Source organism: Geodermatophilus sp. SYSU D01105 (genome assembly GCF_054050095.1).
On record NZ_JBJGYR010000019.1, the window covers coordinates 60024 to 81278 of the forward strand.

The 21255-nt window shown below is 73.9% G+C and carries 21 protein-coding genes; 17 read left to right on the forward strand and 4 right to left on the reverse strand.

Features of this window, described 5'->3' with window-relative positions; genetic code table 11:
• The 5 genes from ACI79I_RS18050 to ACI79I_RS18070 all read left to right on the forward strand — a co-directional run bounded on the left by ACI79I_RS18050 (window position 1) and on the right by ACI79I_RS18070 (window position 7284).
• Window positions 1-876 (forward strand): alpha/beta hydrolase, encoded by an 876-nt coding sequence (locus tag ACI79I_RS18050; protein ID WP_456993700.1) that lies wholly within the window; start codon window positions 1-3, stop codon window positions 874-876.
• Window positions 873-1679: an MBL fold metallo-hydrolase gene (locus tag ACI79I_RS18055; protein WP_456993701.1), complete on the forward strand. Its 807-nt coding sequence runs from the start codon at window positions 873-875 to the stop codon at window positions 1677-1679. Before ACI79I_RS18050 ends, ACI79I_RS18055 begins: the two co-directional genes overlap by 4 nt.
• Before the next feature lie 750 nt (window positions 1680-2429).
• On the forward strand, window positions 2430-4223 hold the full coding sequence (locus ACI79I_RS18060; protein ID WP_456993702.1) for a glycosyltransferase family 2 protein: 1794 nt from the start codon (window positions 2430-2432) through the stop codon (window positions 4221-4223).
• Window positions 4220-6229, forward strand: a complete 2010-nt coding sequence (glxA, locus tag ACI79I_RS18065; RefSeq protein WP_456993703.1) for a radical copper oxidase GlxA — start codon at window positions 4220-4222, stop codon at window positions 6227-6229. Before ACI79I_RS18060 ends, glxA begins: the two co-directional genes overlap by 4 nt.
• The gene (locus tag ACI79I_RS18070; RefSeq protein ID WP_456993704.1) at window positions 6226-7284 is read left to right on the forward strand and encodes a glycoside hydrolase family 6 protein; all 1059 of its coding nucleotides are present in this window, start codon (window positions 6226-6228) and stop codon (window positions 7282-7284) included. The genes glxA and ACI79I_RS18070 overlap by 4 nt, the downstream gene beginning before the upstream one ends.
• 14 nt (window positions 7285-7298) lie before the next feature.
• On the opposite strand, the gene ACI79I_RS18075 is transcribed toward ACI79I_RS18070, so the two are convergent.
• Complete coding sequence (locus ACI79I_RS18075) at window positions 7299-7535, reverse strand: hypothetical protein (protein WP_456993705.1); 237 nt, start codon at window positions 7533-7535, stop codon at window positions 7299-7301.
• Between the two features lie 61 nt (window positions 7536-7596).
• Between ACI79I_RS18075 and cutA the strand changes: the two genes are divergently transcribed.
• On the forward strand, window positions 7597-7926 hold the full coding sequence (gene cutA / locus ACI79I_RS18080; protein ID WP_456993706.1) for a divalent-cation tolerance protein CutA: 330 nt from the start codon (window positions 7597-7599) through the stop codon (window positions 7924-7926).
• A 121-nt stretch (window positions 7927-8047) separates the two neighbouring features.
• Entirely contained in the window at window positions 8048-9829 is a 1782-nt protein-coding gene (locus ACI79I_RS18085) for a putative bifunctional diguanylate cyclase/phosphodiesterase (protein ID WP_456993707.1), read from the forward strand.
• Between the two features lie 12 nt (window positions 9830-9841).
• Here the strand turns inward: ACI79I_RS18085 and ACI79I_RS18090 are convergent, their stop codons facing one another.
• Window positions 9842-10129 (reverse strand): DUF6343 family protein, encoded by a 288-nt coding sequence (locus ACI79I_RS18090; RefSeq protein ID WP_456993708.1) that lies wholly within the window; start codon window positions 10127-10129, stop codon window positions 9842-9844.
• A gap of 46 nt (window positions 10130-10175) precedes the next feature.
• Between ACI79I_RS18090 and prfB the strand changes: the two genes are divergently transcribed.
• The 3 genes from prfB to ftsX all read left to right on the forward strand — a co-directional run bounded on the left by prfB (window position 10176) and on the right by ftsX (window position 13242).
• On the forward strand, window positions 10176-11288 hold the full coding sequence (prfB, locus tag ACI79I_RS18095) for a peptide chain release factor 2 (RefSeq protein ID WP_456993709.1): 1113 nt from the start codon (window positions 10176-10178) through the stop codon (window positions 11286-11288).
• A 320-nt stretch (window positions 11289-11608) separates the two neighbouring features.
• Entirely contained in the window at window positions 11609-12298 is a 690-nt protein-coding gene (gene ftsE / locus ACI79I_RS18100) for a cell division ATP-binding protein FtsE (RefSeq protein ID WP_456944494.1), read from the forward strand.
• A 59-nt stretch (window positions 12299-12357) separates the two neighbouring features.
• Window positions 12358-13242, forward strand: coding sequence for a permease-like cell division protein FtsX (ftsX, locus tag ACI79I_RS18105; protein ID WP_456993710.1), 885 nt, complete (start codon window positions 12358-12360; stop codon window positions 13240-13242).
• 93 nt (window positions 13243-13335) lie between these two features.
• Here ftsX and ACI79I_RS18110 read toward each other — a convergent pair whose 3' ends face one another.
• Window positions 13336-14799: an Nramp family divalent metal transporter gene (locus ACI79I_RS18110; RefSeq protein ID WP_456993711.1), complete on the reverse strand. Its 1464-nt coding sequence runs from the start codon at window positions 14797-14799 to the stop codon at window positions 13336-13338.
• 285 nt (window positions 14800-15084) lie between these two features.
• Between ACI79I_RS18110 and smpB the strand changes: the two genes are divergently transcribed.
• The 7 genes from smpB (at window position 15085) to ACI79I_RS18145 (ending at window position 20830) form a co-directional block, all read left to right on the forward strand.
• Window positions 15085-15561: an SsrA-binding protein SmpB gene (smpB, locus tag ACI79I_RS18115; protein ID WP_456905912.1), complete on the forward strand. Its 477-nt coding sequence runs from the start codon at window positions 15085-15087 to the stop codon at window positions 15559-15561.
• Window positions 15558-16481 (forward strand): NADP-dependent oxidoreductase, encoded by a 924-nt coding sequence (locus ACI79I_RS18120; protein ID WP_456993712.1) that lies wholly within the window; start codon window positions 15558-15560, stop codon window positions 16479-16481. The genes smpB and ACI79I_RS18120 overlap by 4 nt, the downstream gene beginning before the upstream one ends.
• A 244-nt stretch (window positions 16482-16725) precedes the next feature.
• Complete coding sequence (locus tag ACI79I_RS18125; RefSeq protein WP_456993713.1) at window positions 16726-17625, forward strand: amidohydrolase family protein; 900 nt, start codon at window positions 16726-16728, stop codon at window positions 17623-17625.
• Window positions 17622-18035 (forward strand): VOC family protein, encoded by a 414-nt coding sequence (locus ACI79I_RS18130; RefSeq protein ID WP_456993714.1) that lies wholly within the window; start codon window positions 17622-17624, stop codon window positions 18033-18035. Before ACI79I_RS18125 ends, ACI79I_RS18130 begins: the two co-directional genes overlap by 4 nt.
• On the forward strand, window positions 18035-18409 hold the full coding sequence (locus tag ACI79I_RS18135; protein ID WP_456993715.1) for a VOC family protein: 375 nt from the start codon (window positions 18035-18037) through the stop codon (window positions 18407-18409). Before ACI79I_RS18130 ends, ACI79I_RS18135 begins: the two co-directional genes overlap by 1 nt.
• Window positions 18410-18503: 94 nt before the next feature.
• Entirely contained in the window at window positions 18504-19967 is a 1464-nt protein-coding gene (locus ACI79I_RS18140; protein WP_456993716.1) for an NAD(P)/FAD-dependent oxidoreductase, read from the forward strand.
• The gene (locus tag ACI79I_RS18145) at window positions 19964-20830 is read left to right on the forward strand and encodes an alpha/beta fold hydrolase (protein ID WP_456993717.1); all 867 of its coding nucleotides are present in this window, start codon (window positions 19964-19966) and stop codon (window positions 20828-20830) included. Before ACI79I_RS18140 ends, ACI79I_RS18145 begins: the two co-directional genes overlap by 4 nt.
• Window positions 20831-20836: 6 nt before the next feature.
• Here ACI79I_RS18145 and ACI79I_RS18150 read toward each other — a convergent pair whose 3' ends face one another.
• The gene (locus ACI79I_RS18150; protein ID WP_456993718.1) at window positions 20837-21157 is read right to left on the reverse strand and encodes a GYD domain-containing protein; all 321 of its coding nucleotides are present in this window, start codon (window positions 21155-21157) and stop codon (window positions 20837-20839) included.
• Window positions 21158-21255 lie beyond the last annotated feature (98 nt).

Sequence of the window (21255 nt, forward strand, 5' to 3'; positions counted from 1 at the left end):
ATGACCGACGCCGTCCCCACCCCGCGCCCCGCCGAGGGCCCGGCCCCCGGCACCCCTGACACGATCGTGCTCGTCCACGGCTTCTGGGTGACCCCGCGCAGCTGGGAGGACTGGAAGGCGCGCTACGAGCGCCGCGGCTACCGGGTGCTCACCCCCGCCTACCCCGGCTTCGAGGTCGAGGTGGAGGCGCTCAACGCCGACCCCACGCCGATCGCCGAGGTGACCCTGCCGCAGATCGTCGCGCACCTGGAGTCGGTGCTCGGGGAGCTGGACCGCCCGCCGATCCTGATCGGCCACTCCGCCGGGGGCACACTGGTGCAGCTGCTGCTGGACCGGGGCCACGGCGCGGTGGGGGTCACCCTCAACTCCGCGCCGACCGAGGGGGTGCGGGTGCTGCCGCTCTCGCAGCTGCGGTCGGTCTTCACGGCCTTCAAGAACCCGGCCAACCGGCACCGCGCCGTGCCCCTGACCTTCGAGCAGTGGCAGTACGCCTTCACCAACACCTTCAGCGAGGAGGAGTCGCGCCGGCTCTACGAGCGCTACGCGATCCCCGCGCCCGGGCGGATCCTCTGGAGCACGGTGCTGGCGAACGTCATGCCCGGCCCGCAGGACGCCGCGGTCGACTACGCCAACGACGCCCGGCCCCCGCTGCTGTTCGTCTCCGGCGGCGAGGACCACATCATGCCGCCGAGCGTGCAGCGGTCGAACGTCAAGCACTACCGGTCGCCGCGGACGGTCACCGAGCTCCGGGAGTACCCCGGCTACGCGCACCTGCTGCCCGCCCAGGAGGGCTGGGAGGAGATCGCCGACACCGTGCTCGAGTGGGCGGTCACGCACGCCCGGGGGAGCCGGCCCGAGGTCGCCGGCGCCCAGTGACCGCCGGGCCGGGGGACACCGTCCGGCTCACCCACGTGGGCGGCCCGACCGTCCTGATCGAGGTCGGTGGCTGGCGGCTGCTCACCGACCCGACGCTGGACCCGCCCGGCCGGCGGTACGCCTTCGGCTGGGGGAGCTCCTCGCGCAAGGTGCGCGGGCCGGCGGTCGGCGTCGACGACCTGGTGCCGGTGGACGCCGTCCTGCTCAGCCACGACACCCACGGCGACAACCTCGACGACGCCGGTCGCGCGCTCCTGCCCTCGGCCGGCGTCGTCGTGACCACCCCCTCCGGCGCGCGACGGCTGGGCGGCACCGCGCACGGGCTGGCGCCCTGGGCCACGACGACGCTCACCGCGCCCGGCCGCCCGGCCATCGAGGTCACCGCGACCCCCGCCCGGCACGGCCCGCCGCTGAGCCGGCCGATCAGCGGGGAGGTGACCGGCTTCGCGCTCCGCTGGGAGGGGCAGGCCGACGGCGTGCTCTGGATCTCGGGGGACACCGTCCTGTTCGACGGCGTCCGCCGGGTGGCCGAGCGCCTCCGGGTCGGCACCGCGCTGCTGCACCTGGGCGGGGTGCGCTTCCCCGTGACCGGGCCGGTCCGCTGGTCGATGACCGGCCGCGACGCGGTGGAGCTGTGCCGGCTGCTGCGCCCCCGCACCGCCGTCCCGGTGCACTACGAGGGCTGGACGCACTTCCGGCAGGGACGCTCGGCGGCCGAGCGGCAGCTCGCCGCGGGACCACCCGAGGTGCGCGAGCGGTTCCGCTGGCTGCCCGCGGGGCTGCCCGTGGAACTGCCGGCCTGAGTCCCCACCGGGTGTCGGTGGCGTGCAGCCACCCGCCGGAGATCACTGTGCGTGATCCTCGCAGCCTCGCCGTCCGTCACTGTGAGTGGTCGGCGCGCCGGAAGTAGGGCGACGGGGTGTGATCCGCTCGTCCAGGTGGATGCGCTGGTCAACCAACCGTCATGGAGTCGGCAGCCGGTGACCGGTGACACACCGTTCCCGGATCGGTGCTCCACGGGGTCACTCGTCCGGGTGAACCACCCCGGCGAGGTAGCTCTGTGTGATGACGGCTGGCTAACGTCGGTCACGGCACGTGAACTCGTGCCAGGACGACGTGGAGATCCGGGTGGTCCCACCGACGCCGCATCGGTGCACGGGGGAGAAGACGGTCGCCAGACCATCCGGGGAACGAGTGGCGAGACCGCCGTCCTGTCAGGTCCGACCCGCCTGAGCAGGAGAACCATGACCCGCGCCGCGCGCCCCCGCCCGCCCACGCGAGTGGCCGCCGCGGGCTAGCAGCCCGCCCCTGCGCACCCCTCCCACCGCGCCTCGTCGGTCCCCGTCGTCGGGCCGCACGGCTCCCGGCCCCTCCCTCCGCCCTGCCGGCTGCTCCCGCTCCGGAGCGCGCCGGCCGGCGGCCGCCTGCCCGCGCGCCGTCCCGCACGTCCCCCCTCGCCCTAGTCCGCCCTCGACCCCCGCACCGCGGGGTCCCCGGCTGCCCTCGGCTGACCGGTACCCGGGAAGGAGGCAGCCCCGTGGTCACGTCCCGGCGTGGCTGAGCTCGCCGCCCAGCCGACCTACCCCTACGACGACTTCAGCCAGCTGGCCGGCCCGCTGGAGGCCCCGCCGGCGGACTCGCGGGTCCGGTTCCGGCCGGTGACCCGCGGCCGGGCGCGCGCCCGGGCCTGGCTGCTCGTCAGCGCGGCGCTGGTCTTCGAGCTCGTGTTCCTGGCCTTCCTGCTGCGCCCGGCGCACCACCCCGAGCTCGCCGCCGACTGGCAGTCGGTCCTGGCCGTGGCGCTGATCGGCAGCGTCGCCGTCATCGAGCTGCTGCGGCTGGTCAACGTGTTCACCCTCGCGGTGGCCACCCTCAACGCCCGCGACCCGATCCCCGTGGCGCCCCTGACCGGGCAGCGCATCGCCTTCGTGACCACGATCGTGCCGAGCAAGGAACCGCTCGAGATGGTGCGCCGGACGCTGGAGGCCGCCGTCGCCGTCCGGTACGAGGGCGCGCTCGACGTCTGGCTGCTCGACGAGGGCGACGACCCGGACGTCCGCGCCATGTGCGCCGAGCTCGGCGTGCGTCACTTCACCCGCCACGGCGTCCCGGAGTGGAACCAGGACACCGGACGCCACAAGGCGCGGACCAAGCACGGCAACTACAACGCCTGGCTGGACGCCCACGGGGACGACTACGACTTCTGGGTCTCGGTCGACTCCGACCACGTGCCGCTGCCGAACTTCGTGGAACGGCTCATGGGCTACTTCCACGACCCGGACGTCGCCTTCGTGGTCGGCCCGCAGGTGTACGGCAACTACGACAACTTCATCACCCGCGCGGCCGAGTCCCAGCAGTACCTCTTCCACAGCGTCCTGCAGCGGGCCGCGAACCGCTTCACCACCGCGATGTTCGTCGGCACCAACAACGCCGTCCGCCTGTCCGCGCTGCGGGCGATCGGCGGGCTCCAGGACTCCATCACCGAGGACGCCGCGACCAGCGTCGTGTGGCACGCGAGCGTCAACGCGGAGACGGGCGCGGTGTGGAAGTCGGTGTACACCCCGGACGTCCTGGCGGTCGGGGAGGGCCCGTCGACGTGGCGGGACTACTTCACCCAGCAGGGCCGCTGGGCCCGCGGTACCGACGAGGTCGTCCTGCGCCGCTTCCGCACGGCGGCCCGCGGGATGTCGTCGTGGCGGCGGGCGCACTACCGGCTGCTCATGGCCTTCTACCCCGCGACGGCGCTCAGCTGGGTCCTCGGCGTGACCAACCTGGTGGCCTACCTGCTCACCGGCGTGGCCGGGCTGCTGGTCTCCGCGCAGCTGTGGGTGATGCTCTACGCCAACGCCGCGGTGCTGCAGGTCGGCGTCTACTTCTGGAACCGCCGGCACAACGTCAGCCCGCACGAGGAGGAGGGCTCCTCGGGCATCAGCGGGATGCTCGTGTCGGTCCTGTCGACGCCGGTGTACGTCAGCGCGCTGTGGGCGGCGATCCGCAACCGCGACATCAGCTTCGCCGTCACCCGCAAGGGCGCGGTCAGCGGCGACCGGCCGGGCTCCTTCGCCAAGCACCTGCGGTGGGCCGCGCTGCTGGTCGTGGCCCTCCTGCTGTCGGAGCTGTGGGGGCACACCCACCCGGAGATCCGCGCCTGGGCGGTCCTCAGCCTGGTCGCCTGCCTGCTGCCGGTCGCGATCTGGGTCGCCGGTCTGCTGCGCGCGCGCCTCCGCAGGCCCGGCCGGACGACGGACGCCCCCGTCCTCGCCCCCACCACCGGTCCCCGCGCACCGGCCGTCACCTTCGTCGGCAACCACGCCGCCGTCCCCCTGGCCCAGGAGAGCTGTCGATGACCCGCCGCAAGCCCCGGCCGCTGCGCCGGCTGCGCAACGCCGCCCTGGTCCTGGCCGCGGTGGCCGGACTCGTCGCCGCCAACGGCCCGGTCGTGACCGCGGTCGCGCAGGACGCCTACACCGACTTCCAGCGCAGCCGCCCCGACTACAAGGCCCAGTACGGCTCGTGGGAGACCATCGAGCTCCCGGAGGAGTACCGCGTCCAGGCCGTCCACGCCGCGCTGCTGTACACCGGCAAGGTGCTGCTGATCGCCGGGTCGGGGAACGACGCCCGGGACTTCGAGGCCGGCACCTTCCGGACCGTCGTGTGGGACCCGGTCACGGGGGAGTCGAAGGAGGTCCCGACCCCGGAGGACCTCTTCTGCTCCGGGCACGCCTACCTGCCCAACGGCAACCTGCTCATCGCCGGCGGCACCCGCGAGTACGAGGTCCTCGCCGCGGACGTCGACCGGGCCGCCGGCGTCCTCACCGTGAAGAACGAGCGGGACGGCGCCGCGGTGACCCTGCCCGCCGGTACCCGGTTCACCGCCGAGGGCCGGACCTACCTGTCGACCGAGGACGTCACGGTGCCGCCCGCGCACGCCATGCCCGACGGCACTTGGATGGCCGGCGCGCAGACCGTGTGGATCGAGGCCGAGGAGGAGGGCGACGGGTACGTCGTCACCGGCAGCCGGCAGTTCCAGGTCGAGGACCTCGCCCCCGACCGGCGCAAGGACCTCTACGGCCAGGCCGACAGCATCACCCTGGACAAGCAGAACTACCGGGGACTCGACGCCTCCTACGAGTTCGACGTCGCCTCGGAGACCTACGTGCGGACCGGCCGGCTCACCGAGTCCCGCTGGTACCCGACACTGGTCGGCCTGGAGGGCGGCGAGGTGCTCGCCGTCTCCGGCCTCGACGAGCACGGCATCGTCATCGACGGGGCCAACGAGGTCTACGACCCCGACACCCGGACCTGGGAGGAGCGGCCCGAGCTGGAGCGCTACTTCCCGACCTATCCCGGCCTGTTCCGGCTGGCGGACGGCCACCGGCTGTTCTACAGCGGCTCCAACACCGGCTACGGCTCGCACCTGGAGGGGCGTCAGCCCGGGATCTGGGACCTGCGGGACAACTCCTGGACCGACGTCGAGGGCCTCGAGGACCCGGAGTACAACGAGACCAGCACGTCGTTCCTCCTCGCGCCCGCGCAGGACCAGCGGGTCGCCATCGTCGGAGGGGGTGGCGTGGGTGACAGCGAGGAGTCGACGGCCCGGTTCAACGTCGTCGACCTCACCGACCCGCAGCCCCGGTACGTGCCGTTGGCCGACCACCCGAGCCCGGCCCGCTACGTCAACGCCGTGACGCTGCCCGACGACCGCACGCTGCTCACCGGCGGTTCGGTGGGGTACCGGGGCAACTCGCAGAGCGACCTGCACCTGACGACCCTGTTCGACCCGGAGACCGGTCAGGCGGACGAGGCGGCGCCGAACGAGGTGGGCCGCAACTACCACGCCACCGCGCTGCTGCTGCCCGACGGGCGGGTCATGACGATGGGCTCGGACCCGCTGTTCTCCGACGAGGAGAACACCATCCCCGGGCGGTTCGACACGCGGATCGAGATCTACTCCCCGCCCTACCTCTTCGCCGGGGACCGGCCGGACCTCACCTCCGCGCCCACCGAGGTCACCCGGGGGAGCACCTTCCGGGTGACCGTCGACGGCGCGGACGTGGCCGGGGCCCGGCTGCTGCGGCCCAGCGCGGTGACCCACCAGACCGATCCCGAGCAGCGCTCGATCGCCCTGGACGTCGCGAAGGCCGGGGCCACGACCTGCCCGCCGGGCGACGCCGCGGCAGACCCGTCCCCGGAGCAGGGGCAGGGGCACTGCCCGGAGGGCTGCTGCGGCCCGGGCACCTACGACCTGAGCGTGCCGGTCGAGGAGGGCCTCACGCCCTCGGGCTGGTACATGCTCGTCGTCCTCGACGCGGAGGGCGTCCCCTCCCCGGCGCGGTGGGTGCACGTCGCATGAGCCGGTCCACCTCCCGGCGGCGGCCGGTGTGGGCGGCGGTTCTGGCCGTCGCGGCGAGCACGGCCGTCGCCTGCAGCAGCGCCGCGGCGCCCGAGGCCGACGGACCCCCGGCCGGCGCGCCGTCCCCCGCCGCCCCTGCTGAGCCCGGCCGGCTGGCGGGCGAGCTGTGGGTGAACCCCGAGGGGCACGGTCCCCTCGCCGTCGAGCAGGCGCGGGCGGAGGGGCGGGACGCCGAGGCCGAGGCGCTCGCCCCCCTGGCCGAGCAGCCGACCGCCACCTGGATCGCCGCACCGGGCAACCCCTACGAGGCGGTGCTGGAGGTCTCCGAACGCGCCGCCGCCGCCGGGCAGCTGCCGGTCCTGGTGGCCTACAACGTCCCCGGCAGGGACTGCGGCTCCTACTCCGCGGGCGGGGCGGCCGACGTCGACGCCTACCTGGGCTGGATCGGCAGCTTCGCCGCGGCCCTCGGCGACCGGCCCGCCGTCGTCGTCCTGGAGCCGGACGCCGTCGCGCACGCCGTCGCCGGTTGCGCCGGCGTCGACGCGGCGGCGCGCTTCGACCTCCTCGGGCAGGCCGTGGCGATCCTCGACCGGCAGCCGCAGGCCCGCGTGTACCTCGACGCCGGCAACGCCAGCTGGATCCAGGACCTGCCGGTGCTCGCCGACGCACTGCGGCGCAGCAACATCGGGCTGGCCGACGGGTTCGCCCTGAACGTCGCCAACTTCGAGACGACGGGTGCGAGTGCCGACTACGGGCTGGCCCTGTCCCGGGAACTCGAGCGGGGAGCGGCGCCGGGGACGCCCGTCGCCCACTTCGTCATCGACACCAGCCGCAACGGCGCCGGCCCGGTGTCTTGGACGGACTCGGGCGAGGACCGCTGGTGCAACCCGCCGGGGCGGCGGCTGGGCGAGGCGCCCACCACGTCGACCGGCCACGAGCGGGTCGACGCGCTGCTGTGGATCAAGCAGCCCGGCGACTCCGACGGCACGTGCCGGGGCGCGCCGCCCGCCGGGCAGTGGTGGCCGGAGGGGGCCGCCGAGCTGGTGGCGGACTGACCCCGGCCGCCTGCTCAGCCGCCGCGCTGCACCTCGGCCTGGACCACCCCGTGCAGCGCCGTCCGCAGCGCCTGGTCGTCGGTGTCACCGCGCTCCAGCGCGGCGCGCGCGGGCTCGGGCAGGAGGCCGGGGTCGACGTCGTCGAGCCAGGTGACCTCGCCGGCCACCCGGCGGCCCACCCGCAGGCTGCCGCCCTCGGGGCGCAGCACGTACTCCTCGCTGTCGAGCTGGATGGTCATCTCGTCGCTCATGCCGGAGCCCTACCCCGCGCGGCGGCCGGTCCACGCACGCCCGCCGGGCGAGGATGGGCGTGTGGAGGACTGCTGCGAGGTCGTCGTCACCGGCGCCGACGCCGACTGGCTGGCCGGCTACACCCGGACGCTGGTGGAGGAGCGGCTGGCCGCCTGCGGTCACCGGTTCGCCGCGATCCGCTCGGTGTACCGGTGGGAGGGCGAGGTGCACGACGAGCCCGAGGCGCGGGTCGCGCTGCACACCCGCCGGTCGCTGGTCCCCGCGATCGTGGCCCGCACCGCCGAGCTGCACCCGTACGACGTCCCCTGCGTGATCGCCCTGCCGCTGGTCGACGGGTCGCCGGACTACCTGCGGTGGGTGGTCGCCGAGACCCGGGAACCGGAGCGCTGACCCGGTGGTCGCCCGGCCCGGCCTCCGGGGTATGACGGGTCCCGCGCCGGCTCCAGCACCGGCCGGGGAAGATCGTGGGGAGGCCGCCGGGGGCGACGGCCGGCAGACCGCAGGAGAGTGCGTGGCGCGACGACCGGAGGAGCACCAGCTGCCGCTGGACGTGCGACGCCGGGGCGGGGGCCCCAACAGCAGCTCCGCGGTCGCGGTCGAGGCCGTGCTCGACGCGCTGCCCTCGCCGACGCTGCTGATCGACGCCGAGGGCCGGGTGCTGCTGGCCAACACCGCCTGGCAGAGCGCCGCGGACCTGCTCGACGACGACCGGATCCGCGTCGGCCTGGACGGCGACTACTACGCCATGGCGCGGCGGCTGAGCGCCGGCTCCGGCACGGTGTCGCTCATCGACCGGCTCCGGGCGCTCTCCCGGGGTGAGTGCGCCTCGGTCCAGGCCGACTACGCCCTCGAGCGCCCCGACGGCACCCGCTGGTACCACCTGCAGGCCTCGCGGGTCGACCAGGCCGGGCAGGTCGTGGTCACCCACACCGACATCACCTCTCGGGTCCGGGCCGAGCGGGCCTCGGACTGGCGGGCCCGCCACGACACCCTCACCGAGCTGCCCAACCGCGCGCACCTGCACGAGCTCATCGACGCCGAGCTGCAGCGGGCCGACCGCGGCCCGGTGTCGGTGCTCTTCCTCGACGTCGACGGGTTCAAGACCGTCAACGACTCGCTCGGTCACGACGCCGGCGACGACCTCCTCCGCCAGATCGCCGGCCGGCTCACCGGCAGCACCCGCGCCGGCGACACCGTGGGCCGGCTCGGCGGGGACGAGTTCGTCGTCCTGTGCCGGGACTGCGACACCCCCGGTGCCGAGGCCCTCGCCGACCGCTGCCGGAGCAGCATCGACCGGCCCTTCGACCTCGGCGGCCGGATGGTGCGGCTGGGGGTGAGCATCGGCATCGCCACGGCCCCGGACCCCGGCTCGCCGCGGGTGCGCTCCACCGACCTGGTCCGGGACGCCGACCTGGCGATGTACGCGGCCAAGGAGGCCGGCCGCAACCGCGTCCGCCTGTTCACCGCCGACCTGCGCACCGCCGCCCAGCGGCGGGCCACCGTCGCCGCCGAGCTCCGGGAGGCCGTGCTCGACGACCAGCTGGTGCTGCACTACCAGCCGGTCCTGCACCTGCCGACCCGGCGGATCACCGGCGTGGAGGCGCTGGTCCGCTGGGAGCACCCCCAGCGCGGGCTGCTCCCGCCGGCCGACTTCCTCCCGATCGCCGCGCAGCACGACCTGATGACGCCGGTCGCCCGGTGGGTGCTGCGCGCGGCGACCCGGCAGGCCGCGGCGTGGGCGCGCACCGGGCTCCAGCTGGTGATCGGCGTGAACATCAGCGCCGGTCACTTCTCGACCGGCACGCTCCTCCGCGACGTCGAGGACGCGCTGACCGAGTCCGGGCTGCCGGCCGAGCAGCTGGTCGTGGAGCTGACCGAGAGCTCGGTCGCCGAGGACGCCGAACGTGCCGCCGCCCAGTTCGCCGAGCTGCGCCGCCGGGGGGTCGAGGTCTGCATCGACGACTTCGGCAGCGGCTACTCCTCGCTCGGTCAGCTGGTCGCCATCCCCGCCGGGATCCTCAAGATCGACGGCAGCCTGGTCACCTTCCCCGAGGGCCGCCGGAGCGCGGCAGCGGCGGCGATCGCCGCTGTGGTGGCCCTGGGCCGCGCGTGCGGCATGCGCAGCCTGGCCGAGGGCGTGGAGACCGCCGAGCAGCTCTCCCTGGCCGCCGAGCTGGGTTGCACCTCCGCCCAGGGCTTCCACATCGCCCGGCCGATGCCGGCGGAGGAGGTCGCGCCGTGGATGGCGGAGCGGGCCACGGCACGGATGCCGGCGCGGGGTGTCGCCGGCTGACCGGCGGCCTGCTCAGCCGGGCTCGCCCCGTCGCTTGCGGCGGGCCACCACGACCAGGTCGACCAGTGCGACGACGGCGAGCACGAGCAGCACCGCCGCCGGCCACGAGGGCAGGTCCGCGGTCAGCCACAGCACCCCGGCGACGGCGCACACGACCAGGCCGAAGGCGGCGAGCACCAGCCGCAGGGTCAGGGCGGACCGCGCCGGCGCGGCGCCACCGATGCCCGCCGTGGGGTCGTGGTGGTCGGGGAGTCCGCGCTGGTAGTCCGCCCGCGTCCGGCGCCGGCGAGGCTCGGTCATGCAGCCAGTGTCTCCCCCTGGCGGGGGCGCACTACCCTGGGAAGGCGTGGCCGCTGACTTCTCCGTCGTCCTGGACGAGCTCGACACGACCCTGAGGTCGATCGAGGCGGTCCTCGACGTCGACCGGCTGCGCCGCGAGGTCGCCGACCTCGAGCAGCAGGCCGCCGCGCCCGACCTCTGGAACGACGTCGAGGCCGCGCAGGCCCTGACCTCGAAGCTGTCCTACCTGCAGGGCGACCTGCGCCGGGTCGAGGAGCTGCGCAGCCGGCTCGACGACGTGGGCCTGCTGCACGAGATGGCCGCCGAGGAGAGGGACGAGGCCACCCTGGCCGAGGCCGAGCGGGAGCTGGAGAGCCTGCGCAAGGCGATCGACGAGCTCGAGGTCCGCACCCTGCTCTCCGGGGAGTACGACTCCCGCGAGGCGCTGGTCACCATCCGCTCGGAGGCCGGTGGCGTCGACGCCGCCGACTTCGCCGAGATGCTCATGCGCATGTACCTGCGCTGGGCCGAGCGGCACAAGTACCCGGTCGAGCTCTACGACGTCAGCTACGCGGAGGAGGCCGGGATCAAGTCGGCCACCTTCGCGGTCAAGCAGCCCTACGCCTACGGCACCCTCTCGGTCGAGCAGGGCACCCACCGGCTGGTGCGCATCTCGCCGTTCGACAACCAGGGACGCCGGCAGACCTCCTTCGCCGGCGTCGAGGTGCTCCCCGTCGTGGAGCAGACCGACCACGTCGACATCCCGGAGAACGAGATCCGCATCGACGTCTTCCGGTCCTCGGGCCCGGGCGGGCAGAGCGTGAACACCACCGACTCCGCCGTCCGCATCACCCACCTGCCCACCGGCATCGTCGTGTCCTGCCAGAACGAGAAGAGCCAGATCCAGAACCGGGCGGCGGCCATGCGCGTGCTCCAGGCGCGGCTGCTGGCCAAGCGGCAGGAGGAGCAGCGCGCCGAGATGGACGCGCTGCGCGGGGAGGGCAGCAGCTGGGGCAACCAGATGCGCTCCTACGTCCTGCACCCGTACCAGATGGTCAAGGACCTGCGCACCGAGCAGGAGACCGGGAACACCGGCGCCGTCCTGGACGGCGACATCGACGCGTTCATCGAGGCCGGCATCCGGTGGCGGCGGCAGCAGGAGTCGGTCACCGCCGGCTGACAGCCGCGGGAGCATCGCAGCGAGCGCCAGCGAGCGAGGAGCGGACTGCGGCGCGGAAGCCGGCCAGGGGCACCGCCGGCTGACAGCCGCGGGAGCATCGCAGCCGGTCGACCGCGGCGCGGGGCGGCGACCTCCCGATCCGGCGTCGCAGACGTCCCGTTCGTCACAGGCGTCCCCCGGCGCGTCGGGGAATAGGCCACGCTGGGTGACCGGGGACCTGGGACGTCGGCGGGCCCCGTCACGCTGCGCGGATCCCGAGCCGGGGCGGTTCCGTGGCCAACGCACCAGGATGCGCCTCGGGGAAGGTACCGTGGCGCCTCGTGATCGAACTGCAACACGTCACCAAGCTGTACCCGGCCAGCTCCCGGCCGGCTCTCGATGACGTGTCCACGGAGATCGACAAGGGGGAGTTCGTCTTCCTCATCGGCTCCTCCGGCTCGGGCAAGTCGACCTTCCTGCGGCTGTTGCTCAAGGAGGACGACCCCACCAAGGGCACCGTCAAGGTCAACGGCAAGACCCTGAACACGATGAGCAAGTGGCAGGTGCCGAAGCTGCGCCGCACGATCGGCTGCGTCTTCCAGGACTTCCGCCTGCTGCGCAACCGCACCGTGGCGCAGAACGTCGCCTTCGCGCTGGAGGTCATCAACAAGCCCCAGCGCACCATCAAGCGCGTCGTCCCCGAGGTGCTGGAGATGGTCGGCCTGGAGGGCAAGGCCAACCGGCTGCCCAGCGAGCTCTCCGGTGGTGAGCAGCAGCGCGTCGCCATCGCCCGCGCGTTCGTCAACCGGCCGCTGGTGCTGCTCGCCGACGAGCCCACCGGGAACCTCGACCCGGAGACCAGCGAGGGGATCATGCTGCTGCTGGAGCGGATCAACCGCACCGGCACCACCGTGGTGATGGCGACGCACGACTACCACATCGTCGACTCGATGCGCCGCCGCGTCATCGAGCTCAACGGGGGAGTGCTCACCCGCGACCAGTCGCGCGGCGTCTACGGCGTCGGCCGATAGGTCCCACCGGCTCCAGGGCTGCCAAGCCCCCGCCTGCCTGAACTCACGACAGGGAATCCATGCGCGTCAACTTCGTGCTCTCCGAGGTGGCCACCGGGCTGCGTCGCAACCTCACCATGACGGTCGCGATGATCCTGACCACGGCCATCTCGCTGGGCCTCATGGGCACCGGCCTGCTCATCGCCGGGATGATCTCCGACATGAAGGAGATCTACTACGACAAGGTGCAGGTCTCCATCTTCCTGGCCGACGACGTCACCGACGAGCAGCGGTCGGCGATCGAGCAGCAGCTCGCGGACTCGCCCGAGGTGGCCAACTACCTCTACGAGTCCAAGGAGGAGGCCTACCAGCGCTTCCAGCAGCAGTTCAGCCAGCAGCCGGAGCTCGTGGAGAACACCCCGCAGGACGCGCTGCCGGAGAGCTTCCGCGTCGAGCTGGTCAACCCCGAGCGCTACGAGGTCATCGCCGCGGAGTTCCCCAACGGGGAGAACGGCGTCGACCAGGTGCGCGACGAGGGCGACTTCCTCGACCGGCTGTTCAGCCTGCTCAACGGCGCCCGCAACGCGACGATCGCGGTGGCCGTCGTCCAGGCGCTGGCGGCCCTGCTGCTGATCTCCAACACGATCCAGCTGGCGGCGTTCAACCGGCGCAACGAGACCAACATCATGCGGCTGGTCGGCGCCTCCCGCTGGTACACCCAGCTGCCGTTCATCCTCGAGGCGGCGCTCGCCGGGCTGATCGGTGCGCTGCTCGCGGTCGGCGGCCTGGTGCTCACCAAGGTCCTCTTCGTCGACAAGACCCTGGCCGGGCCGATCAAGGCCGGGATCATCCCGCCGGTCGACTGGTCGGCGATCGCCTTCATCAGCCCGATCATCGCCGCCGCCGGTGTGGGCCTGGCCGGGATCGCCGCCTACGTCACGCTGCGCCTGTACGTGCGGCTGTAGCCCGCGACTCCGTCGGCGAGACCTGCACGGTGGTCGCCATCAACGCCCTGATGGCCGCCACCGTGCAGATCTCGCCGCGTCGGCACGGGTGCGTCAGCCGAACAGCCGGCCCGCCTGGTCCCACAGCAGGATCACCGAGAAGAAGCCGTAGAACAGCACGGCCCAGCCGATCGCGACCAGGCGGCCACCGCGCAGCCCGATCTCGCGGGGCAGCGTCCGCCGGTTCAGCTGGATGAGCAGGCAGGAGTACACGAACATCACCAGCCCGTTGAGGGCCGAGGCGATGACGAGCAGGACCAGCGGCTGGGTCACCCCCGACAGCAGGATGACCGAACCGAACACGATCTCGGCCCACACGGTGGCGAAGTAGATCCGGCTCTCGGTCCACGTCGTGCTGGCGGCCAGCGGTCCGGTCTTGAGCACGTCGGCCGTCACCCGTCCCACCATGTCCAGCACCGCGAGGTTGGTGGAGAAGAGGACGACGGTGCCGATCAGCCAGAACGTCACGCCCAGCCACTCGCCCTGGCGCGCCTGCAGCGCCTCGCCCTCGACCCGGATGAAGTCGAAGCTCTCCGCCGAGCCGCCGACCCCGACGGTCACGTACGTCAGCGCCATGAAGGTCAGCAGCGCGACCGCACCGATGACGAAGAACGTCACGAACTGCTCGCGGTCGGCGACCCGCCACCAGCCACGCCACCGCCGCATGTTGCCCTCGTCGCGGCGGAAGAAGTAGCCGATGGAGGGTTCGGCCTCCTCCTCGCCCGTGATCGGCGAGACGATCTTCGGCAGCCGGGCGCCCATGCCGAGGCCCTTGTCGCGGGCCCAGTTGGACTGGACGAGGTTGAGCGAGCCGCCCGCACCGGCGAACGCGATCGCGCCCAGGAGGGTGGCGGCGCCGATCGCCTGGACGCCGTCGGGGATCCGGCCGACCTCGACGAACCCCCGGCCCAGCGCGGCGTAGCCGTCGGCGCCGAGCAACGCGACGAGCGCGTACAGCATGAACAGGACGATCAGCCCGACGAAGAAGAACTGGATCTTCTCGACGGTCCGGTAGACGACCGGCGACACCGTGAGGACGACGCCGATCAGCAGCAGGACGCCGATCGTGATGTAGGGGACCGCCGCCTCGGAGTACCCCAGCACGAAGCCCAGCGTCGTCGTCCCGCCGGTGGCCCAGCCGGGCCACGCCCACGGCACGATCGTCATCACGATGAACAGCGGGCCCCAGGCCTTCCACAGCCGGGTGAAGCCGGTGACCGCGGTCTCCCCGGTCGCCAGCGTGTACCGCTCGATCTCCATGTTGAGGAAGTACTGGGTGCCGACGCCGATCACGACCAGCCAGACCAGGCTCAGCCCGACCTGCGAGGTGATGTAGGGCCACAGCACGTACTCGCCCGAGCCAATCGCGCCCGCCAGCAGGAGCACGCTCGGCCCGAGCACCTTCCGCATGGGCAGCGGCTCCGGCAGGTCGGCGTACGTCAGCGGCGCCAGGTTCCGGCTGGGGATCTCGGTGGCGACGTCCCCGCCACCCACGGTCTCAGGGCGCGACTCGGCCACGGTCCTCTCCTCGGGGTGTGGGAGCCCACCGGCCCGGGGCTCCCGGGATCTCGGCGCCGAGGAAGGCGGCGGCCGGGGCGGTCGGGCCGCCCGTCCGTCGCGACGCCGACGCGGTCTGCACGGGGCACCCGGGGTCGGCGGCGACGCCGACTCCTGCGGCTGCGGCCATCGGCTCCTCCAGGGTGACCGGCCGGTCGTCCGTGGCGTGGAGCGGTCGTGCGTCGTAGCAGGCTAGGCCCGGTACACGCGCGGTGGAAGGTCCCGGTGCGGCGCTAACCTGGGGACATGCCGCGAGAACAGGGGCGGAAGCTGATCGCCCAGAACAAGAAGGCGCGGCACGACTACTCGATCCTCGACACCTACGAGGTGGGCCTGGTCCTCACCGGCACCGAGGTGAAGAGCCTGCGTGAAGGCCGTGCCTCGCTCGTCGACGGGTTCGCCACGGTGGACGACGGCGAGGTGTGGCTGCAGCACGTCCACATCCCCGAGTACACCCAGGGCACCTGGACCAACCACGCGCCGCGGCGCAAGCGCAAGGTGCTCATGCACCGTGCCGAGATCGACAAGCTGATCGGCAAGACGAAGGAGGGCGGCCTCACCCTCGTGCCGCTCGACCTCTACTTCAAGGACGGCAAGGTCAAGGCCACCCTCGCGCTGGCGAAGGGCAAGAAGTCCTACGACAAGCGGCAGGACATGGCCGAGCGGGACTCCCGCCGCGAGATCCAGCGGGCCTTCGGCCGGTACGTGAAGGGCCGTCGGTGAGGGGCGCCGCCTACCACCGGTTCGGCGACCTCGACGTCCTCTCCGTCCGCGACGACCTGCCCGACCCGCCGGTCGGGCCGGACACCGTCCTGGTGCGGGTGCACGCGGCGGGGGTCAACCCCGTCGACATGGCGATCCGGCAGGGGTTCCTCGTCGGCGCGTTCCCGCACCACTTCCCGATCGTCCCCGGGTGGGAGCTGTCCGGCGTGGTCGAGGCGGCCGGTCCCGCGGTCGTCGACGTCCGCGCCGGTGACGAGGTCTTCGGCTACGTCCGCCGGGACGACGTCCAGTGGGGCGCCATGGCCGAGCTGGTGCCCGCGCCGCAGCGGTGCCTGGCGCACAAGCCGGCCTCGCTGTCGTTCGCCGAGGCCGGCGCGCTGCCGCTGGCCGGCCTGACCGCCTACCAGGCGCTGACCGAGGTGCTCGACGTCGGGGAGGGCGACCGGGTGCTGGTGCACCGCGCCGCGGGCGGGGTCGGGTTCAACGCCGTCCAGATCGCCGTCGCGCTCGGTGCGCACGTCGTCGGCACGGCGAGCCCGCGCAACCACGGGTTCCTGCGCGACGCCGGGGTGGCCGAGGTGCTCGACTACTCGGCCGGGCCGATCAGTGCCCAGCTGTCCGAGCCCGTGGACGCCGTCCTGGACCTCGTGGGCGGCGACACCCTGGCCGACGCGCCCCAGCAGGTCCGGGACCGGGCGCGGATCGCCAGCGTCGTCGACCCTGCGGTGAACGAGATGGGCGGGCGCTACGTCTTCGTCCGGCCCGACACCCACGACCTCGAGGAGCTCGGCCGGATGGCCGACGCCGGCCAGCTGCGGGTGCCGATCGCCCGGGCCTTCCCGCTGGAGCAGGTCGCCGACGCGCAGGCCCTGGTCGCCGAGGGGCACGTGCGCGGCAAGGTCGTCGTCACGCTGCGATGACGCGCCCGAGCGAGCATCGCAGGGAGCGCCAGCGACCGAGGAGCGGAACGAGGGCGGAGTCGAGCCGAGGGCGCTGCGATGACGACGCCCGAGCGAGCATCGCAGGGAGCGCCAGCGACCGAGGAGCGGAACGAGGGCGGAGTCGAGCCGAGGGCGCTGCGATGACGACGCCCGAGCGAGCATCGCAGGGAGCGCCAGCGACCGAGGAGTGGAACGAGGGCGGAGTCGAGCCGAAGGCGCTGCGGTGAGCGGGCTGCAGCCGCCGGTCGACGACGCCGACGTCCCGCGCTACTGGCGCGAGCTCGGCCTGCCCGGGCTGGTCGACGTGCACGTGCACTTCCTGCCCGAGCGGGTGCAGGCCAAGGTGTGGCGGTACTTCGAGGCCGCCGAGACGCACTACGGCGCCGCCTGGCCGATCCGGTACGCGCTGCCCGACGACGGCGAGCGGCTGGCGGTCCTCGAGCGGCTCGGCGTCCGGGCGTTCCCGACCCTGCCCTACCCGCACAAGCCGGGCATGGCCGCCTGGCTCAACGACTGGTCGGCGCGGTTCGCCGCCGAGCACCCGCAGGTGCTGCGGTCGGCGACGTTCTACCCCGAGCCCGAGGCGCCCCACTACGTCGCCGAGGCACTCGACGGCGGCGTGCGGGTCTTCAAGGTGCACGTGCAGGTGGGTGCCTTCGACCCGCGGCACCCCCTGCTCGACCCGGTCTGGTCGCGGCTGGAGGAGACCGGGACCCCGGTGGTCATCCACTGCGGCTCCGGGCCGCTGGCCGGCGAGCACACCGGCCCCGAGCCCATGACCGGGCTCCTGGAGCGCCACCCGCGCCTGCGGCTGGTCATCGCCCACCTCGGCATGCCGGAGTACCGGGAGTTCCTCGACCTCGCCGAGCGGTACGAGCAGGTGCACCTGGACACCACGATGTTCGCCACCGACTTCACCGAGCGGCTGATGCCATTCGACCCCGCCGACCGGCCCCGGCTGGCGGCACTGCAGGACAAGGTGCTGCTGGGCAGCGACTTCCCCTCGATCCCGTACCCGTACGCCCACCAGCTGACGGCGCTGCACCGGCTGGGCCTGGGGGAGGAGTGGCTGCGCGCCGTCCTGTGGCACAACGGTGCCCGGCTGTTCACGATCGAGCCGTGACCCCGGCCCTGCGCCTGACCGCCGCCGTCCTCGGGACGCCGGACCCCCGCGGCCTGGCCCGCTTCTACGGCCGGCTGCTGGGCTGGCCGCTGCGGGACGACGAGCAGGACTGGGCCGCCCTGCGCCCGGCCGACGGCGGCCCCGGGCTGTCCTTCCAGCGCGAGGCCGACCACGTGCCGCCGGTGTGGCCGCCCGAGCCGGGCACCCAGCAGATGCAGCTGCACCTGGACTTCGAGGTCGACGACCTGGCCGCGGCGAGCGCGCACGCCGAGGCCGCCGGCGCCCGGTTCCTCTCCGGCTACACCGAGCCGCACGAGGACGTCCGCATCTACGCCGACCCCGACGGTCACCCGTTCTGCCTGTTCGTGCGCCTCGGCGGCCGGGAGCCGTCGTCCTCCCCGGAGACCTGATGCCGTCGTTCTCGCTGACCGCGACCGTCCTCGACACCCCGGACCCGCAGGGGCTGGCGCGCTTCTACCAGCGGTTGCTGGGCTGGCCGTTGCGCGAGGACACCCCCGAGTGGGCCACCCTGCGGCCGGAGGACGGCGGCCCCGGGCTGTCCTTCCAGCGCGACGAGCAGCACGTCCCGCCGGTGTGGCCGGCCGGCGACGGCGACCCCCGCATGCAGCTGCACCTCGACATCGAGGTCGACGACCTCGACGCCGCCGTGGCGCTCGCCGTCGAGGCCGGTGCGACGGTGGCCGACGTCCAGCCGCAGGACGGCGTCCGGGTCTGCCAGGACCCCGCCGGCCACCCGTTCTGCCTCTTCCTCCCCGGCTGGTGAGCTGCTGCCCGGGAAGGGCACTTGGCCACTGGCCCGGCGGTCGGCTCCCGTGTGGGCTGGCGGTCGACCCGCTGTCTGCCGGGGAGGGCCGGAGATGACCGAGACACCCACCGACCGCAGGGACCAGGGGACCGGCTCGGCGGTGGTCATCGGTGCGAGCATGGCCGGCCTGCTGGCCGCCCGCGTGCTCGCCGGCCACGTCGACCGGGTGACGATCGTGGAGCGGGACCTCCTCCCGGACGGCGCGGAGCACCGCAAGGGGGTGCCGCAGAGCCGGCAGCTGCACGTGCTGCTCGCCCGCGGGCTGGAGGTCCTCGAGGGGCTCTTCCCCGGGTTCGGCCGCGACCTGGAGGCGGCCGGGGCGGTCCGGGTGCGCCTCCCCGGAGACGTCCTGGTGCTGTCCAAGTCGGGCTGGCTGGACCGCCGCGCCCCCGGCTGGACGATGCTGGCGGCCTCCCGGCCGTTGATGGAGGCGACGCTGCGGCGGCGGGTGCTGGACCTGCCCGGGGTCACCGTCCTCGAGCGGCACGAGGTCACCGACCTGGCGGTCTCCGACGACCGCCGCGTGGTGCACGGGGTGCGGCTGCGCGGGCTGGACGGGGACGGCGCCGCGCTCGTCGCCGACGCCGACCTCGTGGTGGACGCCTCCGGGCGCGGCTCCCGCGCGGTCCGGTGGCTGGCCGAGCTCGGGTACCCCGAGCCCGAGCAGACCCTCGTCGACTCGCACATCGCCTACGCCAGCCGGCTCTACCGCGTCCCCGAGGGGTTCGCGGAGGACTGGAAGGCCGTCATGCTGATGGCCCAGGCCCCGGCCAACCCGCGCACGGGCTACCTCGTCCCGATCGAGGGCGGGCGCTGGATCGTCACGGGGATGGGCGCTGCCGGTGAGCACCCGCCGACCGACGAGGCGGGGTTCGCCGACTTCCTGCGCCGCCTGAGCGCCCCGGTGATCGCCGACGCGGTCGCCGGCGCCGAGCCGCTCACCGACGTCCGCGGCCACCGCGGCACGGCCAACCGGATGTGGCACTTCGAGCGGATGGCCCGCTGGCCGGAGCGGTTCGTCGTCCTGGGCGACGCCGCCTGCGCGTTCAACCCGGTCTACGGCCAGGGCATCACGACGGCGGCCCTCGCCGCCGACACGCTCGACCGCGGCCTGCGTGCCCAGCGACAGCGGCGCCCGTCCGGGGACCTCGACGGGCTGGCCCACCGCTTCCAGCAGGCCCTCGCCCGCAGCAACGCCGACCCGTGGATGCTCTCCACCGGTGAGGACCTGCGGTACCCCACCACGTCGGGCACGACCGCGGGGCGGCTGCTGCGGCTACAGCACCGCTACTTCGACCGCGTCGAGGTGGCCGCCACCCGGGATGCGGCGATCGCGGACGTCTACATCCGTGCGTTCGGCATGGTGGAGCGGCCCACGGCGCTGTTCCGGCCGCGGATCGTCGCCGCCGCCGTCCGGGCCGGCCGGGGGACCGGGGCGGTCTCGCCGCCGGCGCCACCCACGCCGCCAATCCCGGCACCGCGCGCCGCGGTCGACCGCGAGGGGATGCCGGCATGACCGCCGACCTGGCGCCGGTGAGCGAGGGTGCGGTCACCGTCGCCGGCGTCCGGTCCCCGTACCTGAGCGCGGGCCCGGCCGACGCCGACGAGGCCGTCGTCTTCCTGCACGGCAACCCCGGCCCGGCGGAGGACTGGCGGCGTCTGGTCGCCCGCACCGGTGCCTTCGCGCGGGCGGTCGCCCCCGACATGCCCGGCTTCGGTGGTGCGGACAAGCCCGCCACCTTCGTGTACACCGTCGACGGCTACGCCCGGCACCTCGCCGGCCTCCTCGACGAGCTGGGCATCCGCCGGGCGCACCTGGTGCTGCACGACTTCGGCGGTCCGTGGGGGTTGTGGTGGGCGGCCGACCACACCGACCGGCTGGCCAGCGCGACGCTGGTCAACATCGGGGTGCTGCGCGGCTACCGCTGGCACAGCCTGGCGCGGATCTGGCGCACCTCGGGGCTCGGCGAGCTCTTCCTCCGGACCGGCACCCGGCGGGGGATGCAGGCGGTGCTCGGTCGCGGCAACCCGCGGGGCCTGCCCTCGGACGCGGTCGACCGGATGTACCGCAGCTCCAAGGACCGGGCCACCCAGCGCGCCGTCCTGCGGCTGTACCGGGCCACCGACATGGCGGCGGTCTGCGAGGACCTGCACCGGCGGCTGCAGGGGATCGACCGTCCGGTCCTGGTGGTGTGGGGAGGCCGGGACCCGTACCTGCCGGTCGAGTACGCCGAGCGGCAGCGCGAGACCTTCCCGCAGGCCCGCGTCGTGGTGCTGGCCGAGAGCGGGCACTGGCCGATGCTGGACGACCCGGTCGGCGTCGAGCAGGCGGTGCTGCCGTTCCTCCGCTCGGTGACCGGGGCGGTGCTGCCCGCCTGAGGCGGGTCAGCCGGCCCCGGGGGAGTAGGAGGGGTGCAGCTGCGCGGCCCGGTCGAGCTCCTCCGGCGGCAGCAGGACGACGGTGCGCACCACGGCCACCCCGCCGCCGCTGATCGTGAGCGACAGGGCGGCCGCCGCGGCGGCGTCGGGCAGGTCGACGATGGCGTAGACGTCGTCGGCGCCGAGCGCGAAGTCGAAGGTCTCCAGGCGCCCGTGCAGGTCGAGGACGGCGTGCTCGAAGACGCTGCGCCGGGCCGACCCGCCCGCGGCCATCACCGCCCGCGCCCCCTGCGGCGAGTACGAGGCGATGACGAGGAAGCGGGACACGGGGCCCTCCTCTCCGCGGCGTCCTGCGATGCTGGCGGCGCCGCCGGTCCGGGCGCAAGCCACACCGGGAAACCCGGTCGCCCCCCGTGCACGGCGTC